Origin of the sequence: Klebsiella pneumoniae (assembly GCF_000742135.1) — a bacterium.
In the GTDB taxonomy this organism is placed as follows: domain Bacteria; phylum Pseudomonadota; class Gammaproteobacteria; order Enterobacterales; family Enterobacteriaceae; genus Klebsiella; species Klebsiella pneumoniae.
In genome coordinates this window covers 3017937-3034100 of the sequence record NZ_KN046818.1, presented here as the reverse complement: position 1 = coordinate 3034100, position 16164 = coordinate 3017937, and the positions used below count along the sequence as shown (strand labels likewise).

General features: G+C 48.0%; 15 protein-coding genes and 1 pseudogene. 8 read left to right on the top strand and 8 right to left on the bottom strand.

From position 1 onward, the window contains the following. Positions 1–9: 9 nt before the first annotated feature. The 3 genes from DR88_RS11175 to DR88_RS27410 form a co-directional block, all read right to left on the bottom strand. Positions 10–1140 carry an NAD(P)/FAD-dependent oxidoreductase gene (locus tag DR88_RS11175; protein ID WP_032105442.1) on the bottom strand — a complete coding sequence of 377 codons (1131 nt, stop codon included), beginning with the start codon at positions 1138–1140 and terminating at the stop codon, positions 10–12. A gap of 70 nt (positions 1141–1210) precedes the next feature. Next, the gene (gene cysS / locus DR88_RS11180; RefSeq protein WP_025862258.1) at positions 1211–2593 is read right to left on the bottom strand and encodes a cysteine--tRNA ligase; all 1383 of its coding nucleotides are present in this window, start codon (positions 2591–2593) and stop codon (positions 1211–1213) included. Between the two features lie 81 nt (positions 2594–2674). Beyond that, positions 2675–3127, bottom strand: coding sequence for a Fur family transcriptional regulator (locus DR88_RS27410; RefSeq protein ID WP_000211298.1), 453 nt, complete (start codon positions 3125–3127; stop codon positions 2675–2677). Between the two features lie 97 nt (positions 3128–3224). Between DR88_RS27410 and DR88_RS11190 the strand changes: the two genes are divergently transcribed. The 5 genes from DR88_RS11190 (at position 3225) to DR88_RS11210 (ending at position 7462) form a co-directional block, all read left to right on the top strand. Further along, positions 3225–4424 carry a CobW family GTP-binding protein gene (locus tag DR88_RS11190; protein WP_004150577.1) on the top strand — a complete coding sequence of 400 codons (1200 nt, stop codon included), beginning with the start codon at positions 3225–3227 and terminating at the stop codon, positions 4422–4424. A gap of 70 nt (positions 4425–4494) precedes the next feature. Next, positions 4495–4917: an RNA polymerase-binding protein DksA gene (dksA, locus tag DR88_RS11195; RefSeq protein WP_004150576.1), complete on the top strand. Its 423-nt coding sequence runs from the start codon at positions 4495–4497 to the stop codon at positions 4915–4917. Positions 4918–4980: 63 nt separating this feature from the next. Next, entirely contained in the window at positions 4981–5916 is a 936-nt protein-coding gene (gene folE2 / locus DR88_RS11200; protein WP_000020322.1) for a GTP cyclohydrolase FolE2, read from the top strand. After that, positions 5906–6466 carry an LbetaH domain-containing protein gene (locus DR88_RS11205; protein ID WP_025862101.1) on the top strand — a complete coding sequence of 187 codons (561 nt, stop codon included), beginning with the start codon at positions 5906–5908 and terminating at the stop codon, positions 6464–6466. Before folE2 ends, DR88_RS11205 begins: the two co-directional genes overlap by 11 nt. A gap of 129 nt (positions 6467–6595) precedes the next feature. Next, entirely contained in the window at positions 6596–7462 is an 867-nt protein-coding gene (locus DR88_RS11210; protein ID WP_151393778.1) for a tunnelling fold family protein, read from the top strand. 16 nt (positions 7463–7478) lie between these two features. Here DR88_RS11210 and DR88_RS11215 read toward each other — a convergent pair whose 3' ends face one another. The 5 genes and pseudogenes from DR88_RS11215 to DR88_RS11230 form a co-directional block, all read right to left on the bottom strand. After that, positions 7479–8288, bottom strand: coding sequence for a DUF1460 domain-containing protein (locus DR88_RS11215; RefSeq protein WP_004150573.1), 810 nt, complete (start codon positions 8286–8288; stop codon positions 7479–7481). 15 nt (positions 8289–8303) lie between these two features. Further along, positions 8304–9131 (bottom strand): metal ABC transporter permease, encoded by an 828-nt coding sequence (locus DR88_RS11220; RefSeq protein WP_004141222.1) that lies wholly within the window; start codon positions 9129–9131, stop codon positions 8304–8306. Further along, complete coding sequence (gene sitC, locus DR88_RS11225) at positions 9125–9985, bottom strand: iron/manganese ABC transporter permease subunit SitC (RefSeq protein ID WP_016531964.1); 861 nt, start codon at positions 9983–9985, stop codon at positions 9125–9127. Before sitC ends, DR88_RS11220 begins: the two co-directional genes overlap by 7 nt. Continuing rightward, positions 9982–10804, bottom strand: a pseudogene (locus DR88_RS0126140) (manganese/iron ABC transporter ATP-binding protein). The gene sitC and the pseudogene DR88_RS0126140 overlap by 4 nt, the downstream one beginning before the upstream one ends. A gap of 3 nt (positions 10805–10807) precedes the next feature. Continuing rightward, positions 10808–11722 carry a metal ABC transporter substrate-binding protein gene (locus DR88_RS11230; RefSeq protein ID WP_000939730.1) on the bottom strand — a complete coding sequence of 305 codons (915 nt, stop codon included), beginning with the start codon at positions 11720–11722 and terminating at the stop codon, positions 10808–10810. Positions 11723–11974: 252 nt separating this feature from the next. Between DR88_RS11230 and thrS the strand changes: the two genes are divergently transcribed. The 3 genes from thrS to DR88_RS11240 are packed head-to-tail and all read left to right on the top strand — an operon-like array spanning position 11975 to position 16120. Next, positions 11975–13933: a threonine--tRNA ligase gene (thrS, locus tag DR88_RS11235; RefSeq protein ID WP_004150566.1), complete on the top strand. Its 1959-nt coding sequence runs from the start codon at positions 11975–11977 to the stop codon at positions 13931–13933. After that, complete coding sequence (locus tag DR88_RS28270) at positions 13926–14777, top strand: M14 family metallopeptidase (RefSeq protein ID WP_000595497.1); 852 nt, start codon at positions 13926–13928, stop codon at positions 14775–14777. The genes thrS and DR88_RS28270 overlap by 8 nt, the downstream gene beginning before the upstream one ends. Then, on the top strand, positions 14774–16120 hold the full coding sequence (locus DR88_RS11240; protein ID WP_000803506.1) for a dihydroorotase: 1347 nt from the start codon (positions 14774–14776) through the stop codon (positions 16118–16120). Before DR88_RS28270 ends, DR88_RS11240 begins: the two co-directional genes overlap by 4 nt. Positions 16121–16164 lie beyond the last annotated feature (44 nt).

The following is a 16164-nucleotide window of genomic DNA, read 5'->3' as shown; positions in this document are numbered from 1 at the left end:
ACACGGACCTCAGCACGCACAGTCCTCATCGGCACAGCAGTCAGGCTCTGAAGGCAGAACCCACCAGTCCCGTACTCCTTCAGAGGACAGGCCCAGATGACGCGTGATACTTTCTGCCACGACGGGAAAGCGCTGACGGAACTTATAGATAAAGCAATAAATATTACCGGCATGCCGCACATGAGGGCCGACAAGGTACAAACCGGGAAACAAGGTTGAACAGTCTTCGTCCGTTAAGACCGGATAGCCATCATCATTCCATTCAAAAAAAGCAGCCAGTTGCCTTGCTCCCCCGCCACACTGGAAGCCGGTAGCAAGCACAGGCACCTCGTCAGTAGCCCAGGCGCGTCCGTTTGTGGTATGGACTTTGTACGAACTTCCCGGGCCGGGCATTCTGATTACTTCACAGACATCCGCATCTTCATAAATTTCGAAAAGACGGTGATTCATCACTCTGTTCAAACGCTCACGGGTATAAGGGGAAAGCGACAGACTGGGATCGCTGATGTGGTTAGCTGACCAGGGGGCTGAGCGGGTTAACATTTTTACCGATGAGCCATTTTCCAGCAGGTTTACAGCGGCATCCACCGCGCTTTCATAGCCGCCTATAACAATGTATTCACCTTTCCTGAAATCCTTCCAGCTGGTCACATCACCGTAATGGCAACAAATATCTGCCCCAGGAAAAATCAGCCGGTCCGGGAACTGGAATTCGCCTGTAGCCCATATTAAAGAGCGTGTTTCCAGCTTCTCTCCTGCTTCTGTTGTCAGTATAAAATTACCGGAACTGAGCAACGCAACCTTTGCAATCCTGGCGGGAGCCATGACGGGTATCTGATACTCATCCAGTACGACCTTAAGGTAACTGGCATAAGTTTTCCCCCCAGGATGTTCTTCACCGCAGAAAAGCGCCAATGAACTGTCAGGGGTCACAGAGTTCAGGTCTGGTTGTCCAAACGGATTGGAAAAAAAAGAAGGAGTAATAAAACGGGTTTCTTCCGGCCAGCGCATAAAGGAGGCACCTACTTCGTGACTGTCAACGACCAGGATATCCTGTATGGCACTACGACGAAGAAGCGCCGCCATACCCACCCCGGCCGGACCCGCACCGACAATAACGACTTCGCGTGGTTGGTTCATAAAATTACCCTTTGCATTACGTTATAACATAACAATTGATATTGAAATTTTTTACATCCAGAGGGACAACTTATCGGATACGCCATGAGGTATTTTCGCCGACATCTTCAAGATCAATGCCTTGCTCCGCTAATTCATTTCTTAAACGATCGGCCTTGTCCCATTTGCCCATACGTCGTGCCTCACTGCGCTGGTGAATTAACTTTTCAATAAGTTGCAGTTCTGCAGGATGAAGATCACTGCGGTTTTTCAAAAAGGCATCCGCTGATTGTTCAAGCAAACCCAGCACATTCCCCAGGTCTTTCAGCGTGGTGGCAAGTGCTGCGGCTTCATCATCATTCGTTCCGCAAAGCCTGTTAATCTCTCTTGTCAGTTCAAATAAAATGGCAAGCGCCTGGGGTGTATTGAAATCATCATCCATTGCCTCACAGAATCTGGCCCGCCATGCATCGTGCTGTTCAGATCGAGACCCGTCAGCGAACTGGCATGCGGTGTAGAGCCGTGTCAGCGAGGCGCGCGCGAGGTGAATATTCTCCTCGCTATAATTCAGCGGCTTACGATAATGTGCGCTTAGCAGGAAGAAGCGCACACTCTGGGCATCGAACCGATTCAGAATATCGCGCAGGGTAAAAAAGTTATTCAGCGATTTCGACATCTTCTCTTTATTCACCGTCACCATGCCGGTGTGAAGCCAGTAATTTACGTAAGGGCCAACATTGGCGGAGGTGGATTGGGCAATCTCATTTTCATGATGGGGAAATATCAGGTCAGAACCACCGCCATGAATGTCGAAATGGGTACCAAGGTAACGGCAGTTCATTGCGGAACATTCAATATGCCAGCCAGGTCTCCCTTCACCCCAGGGTGATGGCCAGACGGGCTCGCCGGGTTTTGCCCGCTTCCAGAGAACAAAATCCAGCGGATCGCGTTTATACTCATTCACTTCGATGCGGGTCCCGGCACGAAGCATGGTAATATCCTGTCCCGAAAGCTTTCCATAGCCTTTTGCCGATGCAGTGGAGAACATGACGTCACCATTCTCTGCAATGTAAGCAAATTGTCGATGCAGAAGTCGTTCGATCATACTGATGATTTGTGGGATGTGCTCTGTGGGACGAGGTTCGATGTTTGGCGGCAGGATGCCTAACTTTGCAAAATCAATGTGCATTTCATGCACCATCCGCTCTGTCAGGCTGCGCCAGTCCTCTCCCGTATCACGGGCGCGCTGAATAATTTTATCATCTATATCAGTAATGTTACGCACGAAAGTCACATCGTATCCGCGAAAACGCAGATAGCGGACAATCATATCAAAAGCTACAAAGGTTCTGGCGTGCCCAAGATGGCAAAGGTCATAAACCGTCACGCCGCATACATACATGCCGATTTTGCTCTCTTTAACCGGAACTAATAGCTCCTTTTGCATACCAAGCGTGTTTGTTAGTTTAATCATTACGTTTACCTCATTATTTTTAGATAGCAGCACACGAACACGCCTGGCGCTAATTAACAGTCGTCCGGAATAAGAAAAAAATTATTTGGTGATAGTACGATTACAGTCCGGACAGATACCATGACTGGAAAGGGTAATTTCCCGTTCGGTCATACCATGTCCAGTGAGATGTGATTTTACCAGTTCAATGGCCGCTTCCAGGGCTGGATCCTGCTCAATAGGAATAACATGATGGCAGTTATCGCATTCAAAAAGTCCTACGGCAGCCCGTTGGGTCAGAGCGAAACGCTGAGTTCTTGCCGAGTCGGTATAACGCTGGACAATACTGACCTGCATTAGCCGTTCCAGTATTCGGTAAAGGGTCACACGATCGGGAGCCTGCTCGCCCAGTTGCTGAGTTAAATCGTCATGGCTCATGGCCTGGCTGGCATGTTCAAGGCACTGCAGTGTAGCAAGGGTGGATGGCGTTGCCCGCAAACCATGTGTGCGCAACGTTTGCTTCCAGTCATACGTTTTGGCTACTGGTGTTGTCATATTTTCCCCTCCGAGTCATGTCATTTGAATTCTGGCAGGAAGCTGGTATTATTGCAACTTGATTGCATTAACGTTTAGCGGCGTAAGGCTGGATGCTATGAAAAGAACACCGCTCATTATCCTTAATGGTTTTCTGGGGGCAGGGAAAACTACTCTACTAAAAAACCTTCTTACACAGGCACACAAACGGCGAATGACTGTATCCGTCATCGTTAATGACATGAGTGAACTTGATGTGGATGGCGTCCTGATAGCCAACACAGAAATCGTTGATGCAGCCAGTAACAATTTTGTGAGTATTTCAGCAGACAGTATCAGCAGCAGAAGCGGGATCCAGAAGCTGGATTCCGCGCTGAAAAACCTGCTCGAAAAACGGTCTGCGGATTTTATTTTACTGGAAACCTCAGGTAGCAGCCATCCTCTTCCCCTGGTCCGCTATCTGCGAGAACATACCCAGGTAAGTCTCAAAGCATTTTTGTCTCTTGTTGATACGGTCATGCTTAATGATGACTACGACGGTGGAAAGAAGCTTATTCCGGTTTTCCAGGAGCACCTCAATAAAGGAACCCGGGGAGTGGAAAGCCTGCTGGCAGAACAGATTATGTTCTGTAATAAGCTCTTATTAACCAAAAACGACCGGTTACCCTTCTATGTGGTTACTGAGGTAGCCAGAGCCATACATCCCCTTAATCCCCAGGTTGCAATTATGGCCGTGCCCTGGGGAAATTTACAGCTGGATGAATTGCTTTCCATGCCGGATTACGATTTTCATCGGGTGGCGTTACTTATCGATGAGCTTCAGGATGCCATTGACGCAGTTTTGCCGGATGAAACCGATAAAAAATACGATATTTCGTGGAGGGTCATTGAGGATGACCGTCCATTTCATCCGCAGCGGCTGTGGGATACCTGCCATCGCTTCATGGGCGCAGGCGTTTACCGCAGCAAGGGGTTTTTCTGGCTACCGGGAAGGGATGACCTGGCATTATTGTGGAACCAGGCAGCAGGGAGCATCAATCTCGAATTCATAAGCTACTGGAAAGCCGGGGTCCTGACTCACACTGATAATTCATTGTCAAAGGAAGAACGCGCAGCTATCCGTCAGCAACTGGCAAAAATGCCTGGCAGATTTGGTGACCGGCGCTGCCGCCTGACTGTTATTGGCGAGAGCGGCGAAATTGACGATTTTGCCCTCGCATTGCGCCAGTGTTTACTCACTGAAGAGGAAATTCTCTGGTGGCAGCAGGGGGGGATTTTCCACGATCCCTGGCCCACGAAAGTGGCCCGGCTGGCTTAACAGGTTATTTTGCAGCGGCAGTTAATGTTATGTTATAACGTTTCATTACGCAATTTTATCGGTACAGGACATGACTAAACCTACCCGCGCTGAACGAGAAAAAATCCTGGCGATGCTGCCAGAAGATTACATGAATCCTGTGCAACAGGACTACTTCCGGCGGCTTATCCGCCACGAAAGGCAGGAGGTGCTTGATCATATAGACCAGATGAAGCAACAACTGCAGGATAATCCAGAAACGGGTGACGAAGGTGACATCGCCATTCGTGAAGAGCAGTTACGTCTGCTGTTCAGACAGATAGACAGAGAAAGCCGCCTGTTGCCGAAATATGATGCAGCGCTTATGCGGCTTGAAAAAGGAGAATATGGCTTCTGCCGGGATACAGGCGAACCTATCGGTCTGCAACGCCTGCTACTCAGGTCCACCGCAGAATTAAGTATTGAAGCCAAAATAAAGGAGGAAAAAGTTGAGATTCAGTACCGAAAGAAATAAAGCGGTGGCTCAGGCAGGGGGCAGGGTAGGGATGAGAGTAAATATCAGATCAGGCAGGTATATATGAGTATTGCAGCCAAACAAACCTTATGCCCCGGAATGCTACCGGATATTCAGTCCACTAAGGGTGACGGTGAGGGCGAGTCATTATCCTGGGTTGGCATGGAACAAATTGACCTGCCGATAGACATCGCAGGCAGGCCGGTATCAGCAAAGGTCAATGCCGGCATAAACCTTCTCAGTTCACCTGAAGCTGAAAAGGGGATCCATATGTCTCGTCTTTATCTTCTTCTGGACGAACTGACACAAGGGGAAATCACACCGGCATTATTGCAACATGTGTTGAAAGCATTTCTGGTATCTCATCAGGGACGTAGTGATGAAGCCAGTATTGAGATTTCAGGGGATTTGTTACTGTCGCGTAAGTCGTTAAATTCTAATCACTCCGGCTGGAAAGCTTATCCTCTGACTCTGAGCGCCGAACTCAGGCAATCTTTTACGGTTACCCTCAAAGTGGGTATCCCTTATTCGTCCACCTGCCCGGCTTCCGCTGCACTTAGCCGCCACGTCGCGGGTTTGCAGTTTAGCAAAGACTTTGGTAACAGGATCGACAGGCTCCCGGCAGCAGAAATAGCCGACTGGCTTGTTGAGAAAGGAATGCCGGCAACCCCGCACAGCCAGCGAAGCTGGGCATGGGTGAGTATCCGTCTTAATCCTGAAGCAAAATCACTGCCTGTGATTGAACTGATTGATTATGCTGAAGTTGCTCTCGGGACAGCCGTGCAAACGGTTGTCAAGCGGAGCGACGAACAGGCTTTTGCGGTGGCTAACGGTCAGAATCTGATGTTTTGCGAAGATGCTGCCCGTCGGCTCAATAACGTTTTTCGTTGTGCACCCTTTTGTGAAGCATTTGATATCAGGGTTGAGCATCAGGAAAGCCTGCATCCTCATAATGCCGTTGCCCGTATTCACTGGAAAGGAAGTAAAAATGTTACGTAAAAACCCATCAGGTCATACCCCAGTGGTGTCAACAAAGGCCTATATCGATCCCACCGCGGTAATTTGTGGACGTGTCATTATTCATGATTATGTTTACGTCGGACCTTATGCGGTTATCCGGGCTGACGAGCTAAATGCAGACGGGGATATGGATCCTATCATTATCCATTCCCACTCTAATATTCAGGACGGGGTGGTTATTCACTCAAAAAGCGGCGCGCCAGTGACAATAGGAAGCGGAACGTCTATTGCCCACCGTGCAATAGTGCATGGCCCCTGTCAGGTTGACGAGCGGGTATTTATTGGATTCAACAGCGTGTTGTTTAACTGTCATATTCAGACTGGTTGTGTTATTCGCTATAATGCAGTTGTGGATGGCGTTACCTTGCCTGAGAATACCTATATTCCATCAACGGAACGCGTGGGGCCTGATTCCGATCTTAATAGTTATTCGAGGGTAGACCCCGCTTCTTTACAATTTTCAGAAGAAGTGGCCAGTACCAACGTTAAACTGGTCGAAGGTTATCAGAAGTTACGCAATGAATTCTGAGTATGGCTCGGCTAGTGCCGTTAACGTAACACCGTATTATTAACGATTTGTTATTAATGTAGCAAAATGATACTTGCCTCTTCTTTCCTTTTGCGGAAGAGGCTTTTCTGTTTTATTAAAGAGGTAGCGGTGAAACTTTTTATTAATGATCTGACGGTCATGGATTTTAGTTTCCTTGATGCGGAATCCGGGTTGATTGGCGATAGCCTTATTGTTGATATTATTCTTGAGGGAGATCTGAATGCTGAGTCAATGGTAATGGATTTCTCACATGCTAAAAAAAGTATCAAACATGAAATTGATAAACTGGCCGATCATGTCCTGATTGTGCCGGAACAAAATAGTCATATTATTGTTAGTCATGCAGGCACTACGACGGAAGTCGCCATGCTGCGCAAGAATGGGGAGACCCAGTGTTTTATTTCCGGGCCGCAGGAGAGTTTCTGGCTGGTCCAAACAGATAATATTAATTCCCGTTGCCTTGAATCCCAAATAGAAAAACATTTACTGGCGTGTTTGCCGCAAGGAGTAAAAGACATAACGATAACGTTACGGCCGGAAAGTATTAATGGGGACAGTTATCACTACTCGCATGGACTGAAAAAACACCGCGGAAATTGCCAGAGAATAGCGCATGGGCATCGCTCTGCGATCAGAATTTTTGTGGATGGTGAGCGAAGCCATATGTGGGAACAGAAGTGGGCAACGCGATGGAATAACGCTTATCTATTAAGCCGGGAAGATGTCGTTACAGTGACAACACTTTCACCGCGTGCCGTTGCATACTGGCATAAGGGGCTGACATGTTCTTCCTGGCGGAGTTCTCAGGGATACTTTGAAATCATGCTTTGTTCTGAGGTAGTAGATATTCTGCCGTGTGATACCACGGTTGAGTCACTGGCTTTATTTATCAGGCAGTCAATTGAGCACGGTTTACCCGCAGCGAAAATAGAAGTCCATGCCTTTGAGGGAGTGGGGAAAGGCGCTATTGCCTGACACACTATTCTACTTTTCAGGGGTATTGATCTGTTTTGTCTCGTAAAACTACAATACCCGGTTTTGTAGCCATGTATCTAATAAAAGGTGAGTCAACTACCTTTCTGTTTTTCGCTAATGACGATGCATTTCTGAACCAGATGTTATTGTGGTCTTTGATAATGATCCCAACATGTGAAACATCCAGGCCTCTTTTTGTTGAATAAATACCCACATAATCACCTGTTTGCAGTTTATTTATTACCTCTTTATCTATTGCAGAAGCCGGTATGTAACTTATCCGTCGTGAGATAATGCCGAGACCCTTAACATATTCTTGTTTTTTATTCTTTTGGTTTAGCTGTTTGTTGACAGTAATAGTATACGGACTGATGTCCTGAGTAACATCTTGTGCATTTCGCGGAGATATGACCGCCCAGTCCGTGAAAAAATGTTTTCTGCCAGTAAAATCAATCATTCCGTTTGTATAACGAGTCTTAACAAGTTCAGATACATAAGTTTGCCAGCTACTGGCGTGCGCCATGGAGCGAACATAATCAAGAAAAGTAAAACATTCCACGGTACTGGGATTAGTGACCAGCCTCTCTTGCATCGAAGATGATCCAATCAGTGTATGCGCCTGGTAAGGCGTTCCGAGGAAACGGGAGGATATCTCAGCAACGCGTTCATTATAGCTGAGGCCATTTCTGTACAACGAAGTGGTATGAAGGATTTTGTTAACTATCGCCTGACTTTCTTCAATAGAATAGTCGCTTCGTGCCTGCTGAGGCTCAGCGAATCCCACGCAGCTATAAAATGAAAGGAGAAAGATAATTGCTTTTTTCATAAAATATCAACTTCCTCAGAGATATTTCTCATTATATTTAAAGCTTGAGTATATAAAAATAACTATAAATACTAGGGCAAAAAGCAAAACAACCGTTGGCGCAGGCGCACTATCAATGAAATAAGAGAGGTAAACGCCGGTCGTTGATACCAGAGCCGATAAAGCCACAGCGATGAATAATGCGTTGTTAAATCGTTGCGTCAAAAGAACTGCAATAGCACCGGGCGCGATAAGCAAAGAGACGGATAAAATAATCCCCACGGACTTTAGCGTGGCGACAACAGTAAGCGAAATCATGCTCAGTAATCCGTAATAGAGCCATCCCGTCCGTAGTCCACTGACCCTGGCCTGCTGAATATCAAAACAGTAAAGCAGGAAATCACGCCATTTAATTCCGCTAATCAGCAGTATAAATAAGGCAATGGTGCCCGTCTGGAGTATGTCGGTGGCGTTTATACCAAGCATGTCGCCAAAGAGGATATGTTCAAGCGGAACATCCGGACGGACTGAGACATACAAAATCAGTCCGGAGGCGAACATACCCGAAAAAATGATACCCAGCAGCGTATCCTGCTTTATGCGGCTGTTATCTTTAATATATCCGGTAAGTAAAGCACAGGATAATCCAGCCACAAAAGCTCCGGTGCCTAATGGCAACCCTACAATCCAGGCCAGTACAACCCCGGGAAACACGGCATGGCTCATGGCATCCCCCATCAGAGCCCAACCTTTCAGCACGAGAAAAACAGACAGCAGGGCGCAGGGAACAGAGACCAGCAGCGCGATTATAAGGGCATAATTGATGAAGTCAAAGCGGAAAGGTTCAATGAGCATATTCAGCATTTACGCGGTCCTTTTGACTGAGAAACCGATCGGCGGTTCGCCAGTAAGCCATGTACCGGGGCGAAAATGAACACCAGCAAGAAAATGAGGGTCTGAGCGACCACGATAATGCCACCCGTTACGCCATCAAGGTAATAACTTGCCCACGCACCCAGAAAGCTGGTGACACTGCCTATGGTCACCGCAATACAGACCAGGCGGGGGAAGCGATCAGTAAGCAGCCAGGCCGTTGCGCCAGGCGTTACCACAAGGCAGATCACCATGAACGCGCCTACGGTCTGTAATGCCGCAACGGTGGAGAGGGTTAACAGAAGGAAAAATAATATATTAAGCCTTTCCGGATGTAATCCTACCGCCCGCGCATGATTTTCATCGAAAAAGGTCAGTAATAAATCTCTCCATTTTAATAACAACGTAATAACCGAAATAATGCCAATGACGGTAAGCTGAAGAATATCTTCTGGCGGAACCGCCAGGATATTTTCCAGAATGATTGATTGTATATTTACCGAAACAGGATTCAGCGAGATGATAAATAATCCAAGCGCGAAAAAGGATGAAAAGATCAAACCAATGATGACATCTTCTTTTAGACGGGTACGTTGATTAAGAAGGAACATGCTGCCTGCTGCCAGCCCGCCAGAAACAAACGCACCCACCGAGAAGGGCAGTCCCAGCATAAAAGCGCCAGCTACTCCGGGTACGATAGAATGGGACAGCGCATCGCCAATTAGTGACCAACCCTTCAACATCAGATAACAGGATAAAAAAGCACATATTCCTCCGACCATTGCCGAAATCCACATGGCATTGAGCATGTATTGATAACCAAAAGGCTCCAGAAGCCAGCTCATGATGACCTGCCTTTATCTTCATATTCAGCGGAAGGTTGATAATTTGGCTGTGTTGATCCTCCCTGAACTGGCAATATATCTGACTCACTCTCAATGTTTGCACTAAACGTCTTTTTTATATTTTCCGGCGTAAATGTCGTGGCGACAGGACCGCTTGCCAGCACGGTGCCTTTCACCAGAACGGTATAATCACAATATTAGGATACGGAGGTAAGGTTATGCGTTGAAACCACCAGGGTGCTGCCTTCTTCTTTCAGTTCGCCAAGCAGCGTGATGATTTTCTTTTCGGTATTGACATCCACACCGGTAAAAGGCTCATCAAGAAGGATTACTTTGCCCCGTTGTGCAATAGAACGCGCGAGGAACACCCGCTTCTTTTGCCCTCCGGATAATTCACCAATCTGCCGGTGGCGGTAAGGAAGCATATCTACACGCTCAAGCGCATCATTAACGATCCTGCGATCTTCTTTACCCCGCTCTACGCAGCATACCCATATGGCCATACCGGCCCATCATGACGACATCTTCCACCAATACCGGGAACGACCAGTCAATTTCCTCGGACTGAGGTACATAGGCAATAATATTGCGGCGAAGCGCCTGTGCAGGAGGCATCCCGAGAAGTGAAATCGTTCCGTATGAAGGGGATACGAATCCCATCATTGCCCTGAATAGTGTGGATTTTTCGGAACCATTTACCCCCAGCAGGGCCGCGTTCGAACCTTTAGGGACGCTGAATGATGCATTCTGTAATGCCTTATGGCCGTTACGATAAACAACAGTTAAGCCCGCTACTGTGATGCCTGCCGCCTGGCTCATCTTTTACTCCTTCATTCCGCTGTGCAAACCCTGTACCACTGTCCGGGTAGTGACGTTCAGCAGATCAAGGTAGGTGGGAACCGGGCCATTTGCTGCGCTCAGGGAATCCACATAAAGTACGCCCCCATAATGTGCACCTGTTTCGCGTGCGACCTGACGGGCTGGTTTATTGGAAACGGTACTTTCGCTAAATACCGCCGGAATTTTATTCTGCCGGACTTTATCGATTACGTTACGAACCTGTTGCGGGGTTCCCTGTTGATCGGCATTAATCGGCCATAGATAGAGTTCTTTCAGTCCCAGATCGCGTGCCAGATAAGAAAATGCGCCTTCGCTCGATACCAGCCAGCGCTGTTCGGCAGGGAGGGTTTCTATTTGTTTACGCAGCGGTTCAAGCGTCTGACGGATCTTTTGTTTATAGGCGTCCGCATTGGCTTTGTAAGTTTCAGCATTTCCCTGATCGTATTTCACCAGCGCATCACGAATATTATCTACATAAATCAGTGCATTATCAGGCGACATCCAGGCATGAGGATTTGGTTTTCCATCATACGGACCCTCGGTAATGCTTATTGGAGTGATACCTGTAGTGACCACCACATCCGGTACGTTTTTCAATCGTTGATAAAATTTTTGAAACCAGAGTTCGAGGTTGAAGCCATTTGAAAGGATTAGCTGTGCCCCCTGAGCACGCTTTATATCTCCGGTTGTAGGCTGATATTCATGGATTTCTGCGCCAGGCCGGGTAATCGAACTGACTTCGGCGGCGTCCCCTGCCACGTTCTGTGCCATGTCAGCAATTACCGTGAATGTCGTGATGACCTTAAACTTTTCAGCAGCATAAGCGCCATGAATAGCTGTCAGTCCTGTGATAAAGGTGCTTAACAGGATTATCTTTACCGTCTTTAGTTGAAGCATGGTTATCTCCTGATGAAATCACTGTTTGTTAATAATTAGTAATGTTATAACATAGCTTATACTATGCAACATAGCACAGGCTATATTTAAATGAGAAAAATTATCTTTATCATTTAAGAGCTGATGGCACAGTATTTCATGGCTTATGCAAGCGCTGATATCTCAGACATGCCACTTTTAATGCAACATTGTTGCGTTAAAATGTGCATTAATGCAACATAGTTGCTGTTAATCACTGAGCTATGTTGGGATATGAAAATGTCAGAAGCGCCTATAACAGAGTCAGAACCTCTCACTTTTACTCTTCCTGATGGCTCTCTGAAGCACGTCAGAAAAGGGGCAACTTTGCAGAACGTTGCAGAAAGCATCGGTTCTTCCGTCGCGAAAAGCGCTGTGTACGCGGAAATTGATGGTAAATGTGTGGATCTGCTTGAGAAAGCAAAGAACAGTGGAAAGCTCAATATCATTACAGTTTTTGATGAAGAAGCGTTGGGCCCGATTCGCCGAGGTTGTCTTCTCCTTCTCGCAGCGTCTGTAAAACAGCTGTTTCCCTCGGCCAGGATGGTTGAAGGGCAACTGACTAAGGAAGGGTTTTATTACGATTTCGCGGTAGATAAACCTTTTACTCGCGATGACCTGGGGATGATTGAGCAGCACATGACAAGTCTGATCGCTGAAAACCCGCCGATTATTAAAGAGCAGGTCACGCGGGCACAGGCTATTGACTGTTTTGAGCAGCGGGGCGAGAAATTCAAATCAACGGAGTTGATGGAAATACTGGCAGATAAGTCGGTGACACTATGCCATCTCAGGCAGTTCACGGACGGCTTTAATGGCCCATTGGTTCCGGATCTTCGTTTTCTAAAAAATATGAAGTTGCTTAACGTATCCGGTGCTTACTGGCGTGGTGAAGCCAACAATGTACAGCTACAGCGGATTTATGGCACGGCATGGGCCAGCAAAAAACAGCTTGATGGCTGGCTTGAGAAAACGGCAGAAGCGGAGAAACGTGATCATCGCAAGCTGGGTCGGGAGCTGGATTTGTTTCATTTTCAGGACAATGCGCCAGGCGCGGTTTTCTGGCATCCCAGGGGGTGGACAATCTTTCAGTCGCTTATTGCCTATATGCGTAGCCGCCATGAGGTGGCGGGTTACGTTGAGGTCAATACGCCTGATGTCATGGACCGCAGCCTGTGGGAAATTTCCGGTCACTGGGATAATTATCGTGATCATATGTTTACGACACAAACCGAGGATGGCCGGAATTTCGCTCTCAAGCCGATGAACTGTCCTGGGGCGGTATCGCTGTTTAAATACGGGATCAAGAGTTACCGCGATTTACCCGTTCGCCTGTCTGAATTTGGTAAAGTCCATCGTTATGAACCCTCTGGATCGCTGCATGGCTTATTACGGGTCCGCCATTTTACTCAGGATGACGCGCATATCTTTTGCACGCTGCAACAGGTCGAGGGGGAATGTAAAAGTATCCTTCAGTTGGTGCTTGATATTTATAAGCAATTTGGATTTGAAGAGGTCGCAATCAAGTTATCCACTCGTACTGAAAAGCGGATGGGAAGCGACGCAGACTGGGATAGGCTGGAAAACGCGCTCTCAGCCTCTCTGGAAGCGCAGGGATTACAATGGTCGGTAAATCCCGGTGAAGGTGCCTTCTATGGCCCTAAACTGGAGTTTGTGTTACGCGACGCGATTGGTCGTGACTGGCAGTGCGGAACGCTACAGGTGGATATGAATCTGCCTGAGCGATTTGATATTGGCTATATTGCCGAGGATGGCTCGACAAAACGCCCGGTGATGTTGCACAGGGCGCTCTTCGGCTCCCTTGAGCGGTTCACCGGTATCCTTCTTGAACATTACGTCGGTAAACTGCCCGCCTGGCTGTCGCCGGTTCAGGCCGTGGTCATGACGATTACCGACAAGCAGCATCACTATGCGGAGCAGGTTTTGAAGGCGCTTCGCAAGAAAGGGCTGCGTTGTGAGGCCGACCTCCGCAATGAAAAAATTGGATTTAAAATCCGTGAACAGACTCTGGCCCGCATTCCTTTCCTGCTGATCGTTGGCGATGCGGAGGAGAATGCGGCGCGTGTCACGGTGCGCGATCGTACCGGGAGGTGCATGGGGACGCTGTTACTCAATGAGGCGGCAGACGCTATCAAAATATTTTGCCAGCCACCGGAGGTTCACCTTGATTAAGCAAAGCAGAAGCGATATCCCCCGACGCGAGAGCGGTCGTCACGTCTGGCCGGTGAAGGAGGATGATACCCAAAGCAACGATATCGATTTTTATAAAACGGCGTTCAGAGAACAGTCCAGGCGATGGGGGCTTTCCGAGATCATTCTTAGTAATACTGGTGATGGAGAAATATCACTCTATCAGTCTGTTAATCAGGGGGCAGATGTTCCTCACGTACTGATTGCGGCAGGGTTTCATGGAGAAGAACCCGCGGGATGTTGGGGGATGCTGGATTTTTTGCGCGAGGGCTCCCCTGAATTGTTTGATAACGTAGCCGTGAGTTTTTTACCGCTTGTAAACCTCTCTGGTCTGCGCACTGGTAGCCGCCTTAATAGTCTTGGACAGAATCCAAACCGAGGCTTTACCAAAGGTGCAGAAGTCGAGCCTTCTATTGAAGGAAAAGTACTGCTCAACTATGAAACGCTTCTGAAAAACGCAGCAAGTCATGGTGTGCTCTGTTGCCATGAAGATATTCTTCGTCATAAGGCGTATCTCTACACTTTCGAACATGCTACTCGCTTGGGTCATTTCAGCGTGGCATTACGTGATGAACTTGAACGCTTTTTCCCGGTCATGGAAAAAGAGCGAGTTGATGGTTGTGAATGTGAGGATGGCATTATTTTTAACCATTTCGATTCGTCATTTGAATCATGGTTGTTTTCTTCCTGTTCCGACGTCGCAGCGTGCACTGAAACGCCGGGATTGCAACCCTTTGCAAAACGAGCAGAAGCAAACCGTTATTTAATCGGCGCGTTTATCTCATCGATACTGGAGCGCAACAGCATCGGGAGCGGGATGTCATGAAGCCTTTATTACTGACCAATGCATTAATAATCAATGAAGACTTGCGCTATCCGGCCGACATCCTCATTGATAAAGGACGGATCCAGAAAATTGCCTCGCTTATTCCCTCCCGAACGGAATGGCAGGTTATTGATGTGCGAGGGAAATGGGTGATCCCCGGTATGATTGACGATCAGGTTCATTTCCGCGAACCCGGTCTGACGCATAAGGGAACCATTGCCAGTGAATCAGCTGCCGCTGTAATGGGAGGCATTACCAGTTTTATGGAGATGCCTAACGTTACGCCACCAACAACGACCCTTCAGGCGCTGCGTGAGAAATTTCAACGTGCCTCGCATTCTTCGCTGGCGAACTACAGTTTTTACTTCGGCGCGACGAACGATAATCTTGACGAACTGAAAGCGCTTACGGCTTCGCAAGCCTGTGGGGTGAAGGTGTTTATGGGAGCTTCTACCGGAAATATGCTGGTGGACGATGAACAGATCCTGGAAAGTATTTTCGCCAACGCACCCTGCCTGGTAGCAACACATTGCGAGCATACCCCGACAATAAAGCATAATGAGGAGACATGGCGGGCTCGTTTGGGGGACGCTATTCCTGCTGGCGAACATGCCGCTATTCGTTCTGTGGACGCCTGCCTGACATCTTCCCACCAGGCCGTCTCTCTGGCGAAAAAACATCGTACCCGATTACATGTCCTGCATATCACCACCGCAGATGAACTCGCTCTCTTTGATGCTGCCCCCACGCTGGAGGCGCTGCGCCAGAAAACCATTACAGCTGAAGCCTGCGTTCATCACCTGTTTTTTAATTATGACGATTATGAAATGCTGGGGCATAAGCTCAAATGTAATCCATCCGTAAAATCCTCTTTTCATCAGGAAGCCCTCTGGAGAGGCGTTAATGAAGGCATTATTGACGTTATCGCGACTGACCATGCGCCGCATTTGCTGGAGGAAAAGCAGAATGACTATTTTGCTGCGCCTTCCGGCTTACCGCTGGTGCAGCATGCTCTTCCTGCACTGCTGGATATGAGCAGCAGGGGGATTTTTACCCCGGAAATGGTGGTGAGAAAGACCAGCCATGCTGTAGCCGAGCGCTTCCAGCTCAAAGATCGTGGCTATATCAGAGAAGGCTATTGGGCGGACCTGGTGGTTATCGATCCGTTTAGTCATCAACAGATAATCCGGGAGGATGTGGCATACAAATGCGGGTGGTCCCCCTTTGAAGGCCGGATTTTGTCAGGCGGGGCGGTTGATATGACGCTGGTAAATGGCCACGTTATCTGGAATGGGCGCACCATACAGCAGAAGTACGGCCTGCCACTGGAATTCTGTCGCTAGCCACGTATTTATTTTGCTCAGGCATAACTTCTCCCCGAGAATTC

Coding starts and splice junctions, on each gene's coding strand:
- DR88_RS11175 (WP_032105442.1), bottom strand. CDS start 1,140: ATGAACCAACCACGCGAAGTCGTTATTGTCGGTGCGGGTCCGGCCGGG.
- cysS (WP_025862258.1), bottom strand. CDS start 2,593: ATGATTAAACTAACAAACACGCTTGGTATGCAAAAGGAGCTATTAGTT.
- DR88_RS27410 (WP_000211298.1), bottom strand. CDS start 3,127: ATGACAACACCAGTAGCCAAAACGTATGACTGGAAGCAAACGTTGCGC.
- DR88_RS11190 (WP_004150577.1), top strand. CDS start 3,225: ATGAAAAGAACACCGCTCATTATCCTTAATGGTTTTCTGGGGGCAGGG.
- dksA (WP_004150576.1), top strand. CDS start 4,495: ATGACTAAACCTACCCGCGCTGAACGAGAAAAAATCCTGGCGATGCTG.
- folE2 (WP_000020322.1), top strand. CDS start 4,981: ATGAGTATTGCAGCCAAACAAACCTTATGCCCCGGAATGCTACCGGAT.
- DR88_RS11205 (WP_025862101.1), top strand. CDS start 5,906: ATGTTACGTAAAAACCCATCAGGTCATACCCCAGTGGTGTCAACAAAG.
- DR88_RS11215 (WP_004150573.1), bottom strand. CDS start 8,288: ATGAAAAAAGCAATTATCTTTCTCCTTTCATTTTATAGCTGCGTGGGA.
- DR88_RS11220 (WP_004141222.1), bottom strand. CDS start 9,131: ATGCTGAATATGCTCATTGAACCTTTCCGCTTTGACTTCATCAATTAT.
- sitC (WP_016531964.1), bottom strand. CDS start 9,985: ATGAGCTGGCTTCTGGAGCCTTTTGGTTATCAATACATGCTCAATGCC.
- DR88_RS11230 (WP_000939730.1), bottom strand. CDS start 11,722: ATGCTTCAACTAAAGACGGTAAAGATAATCCTGTTAAGCACCTTTATC.
- thrS (WP_004150566.1), top strand. CDS start 11,975: ATGAAAATGTCAGAAGCGCCTATAACAGAGTCAGAACCTCTCACTTTT.
- DR88_RS11240 (WP_000803506.1), top strand. CDS start 14,774: ATGAAGCCTTTATTACTGACCAATGCATTAATAATCAATGAAGACTTG.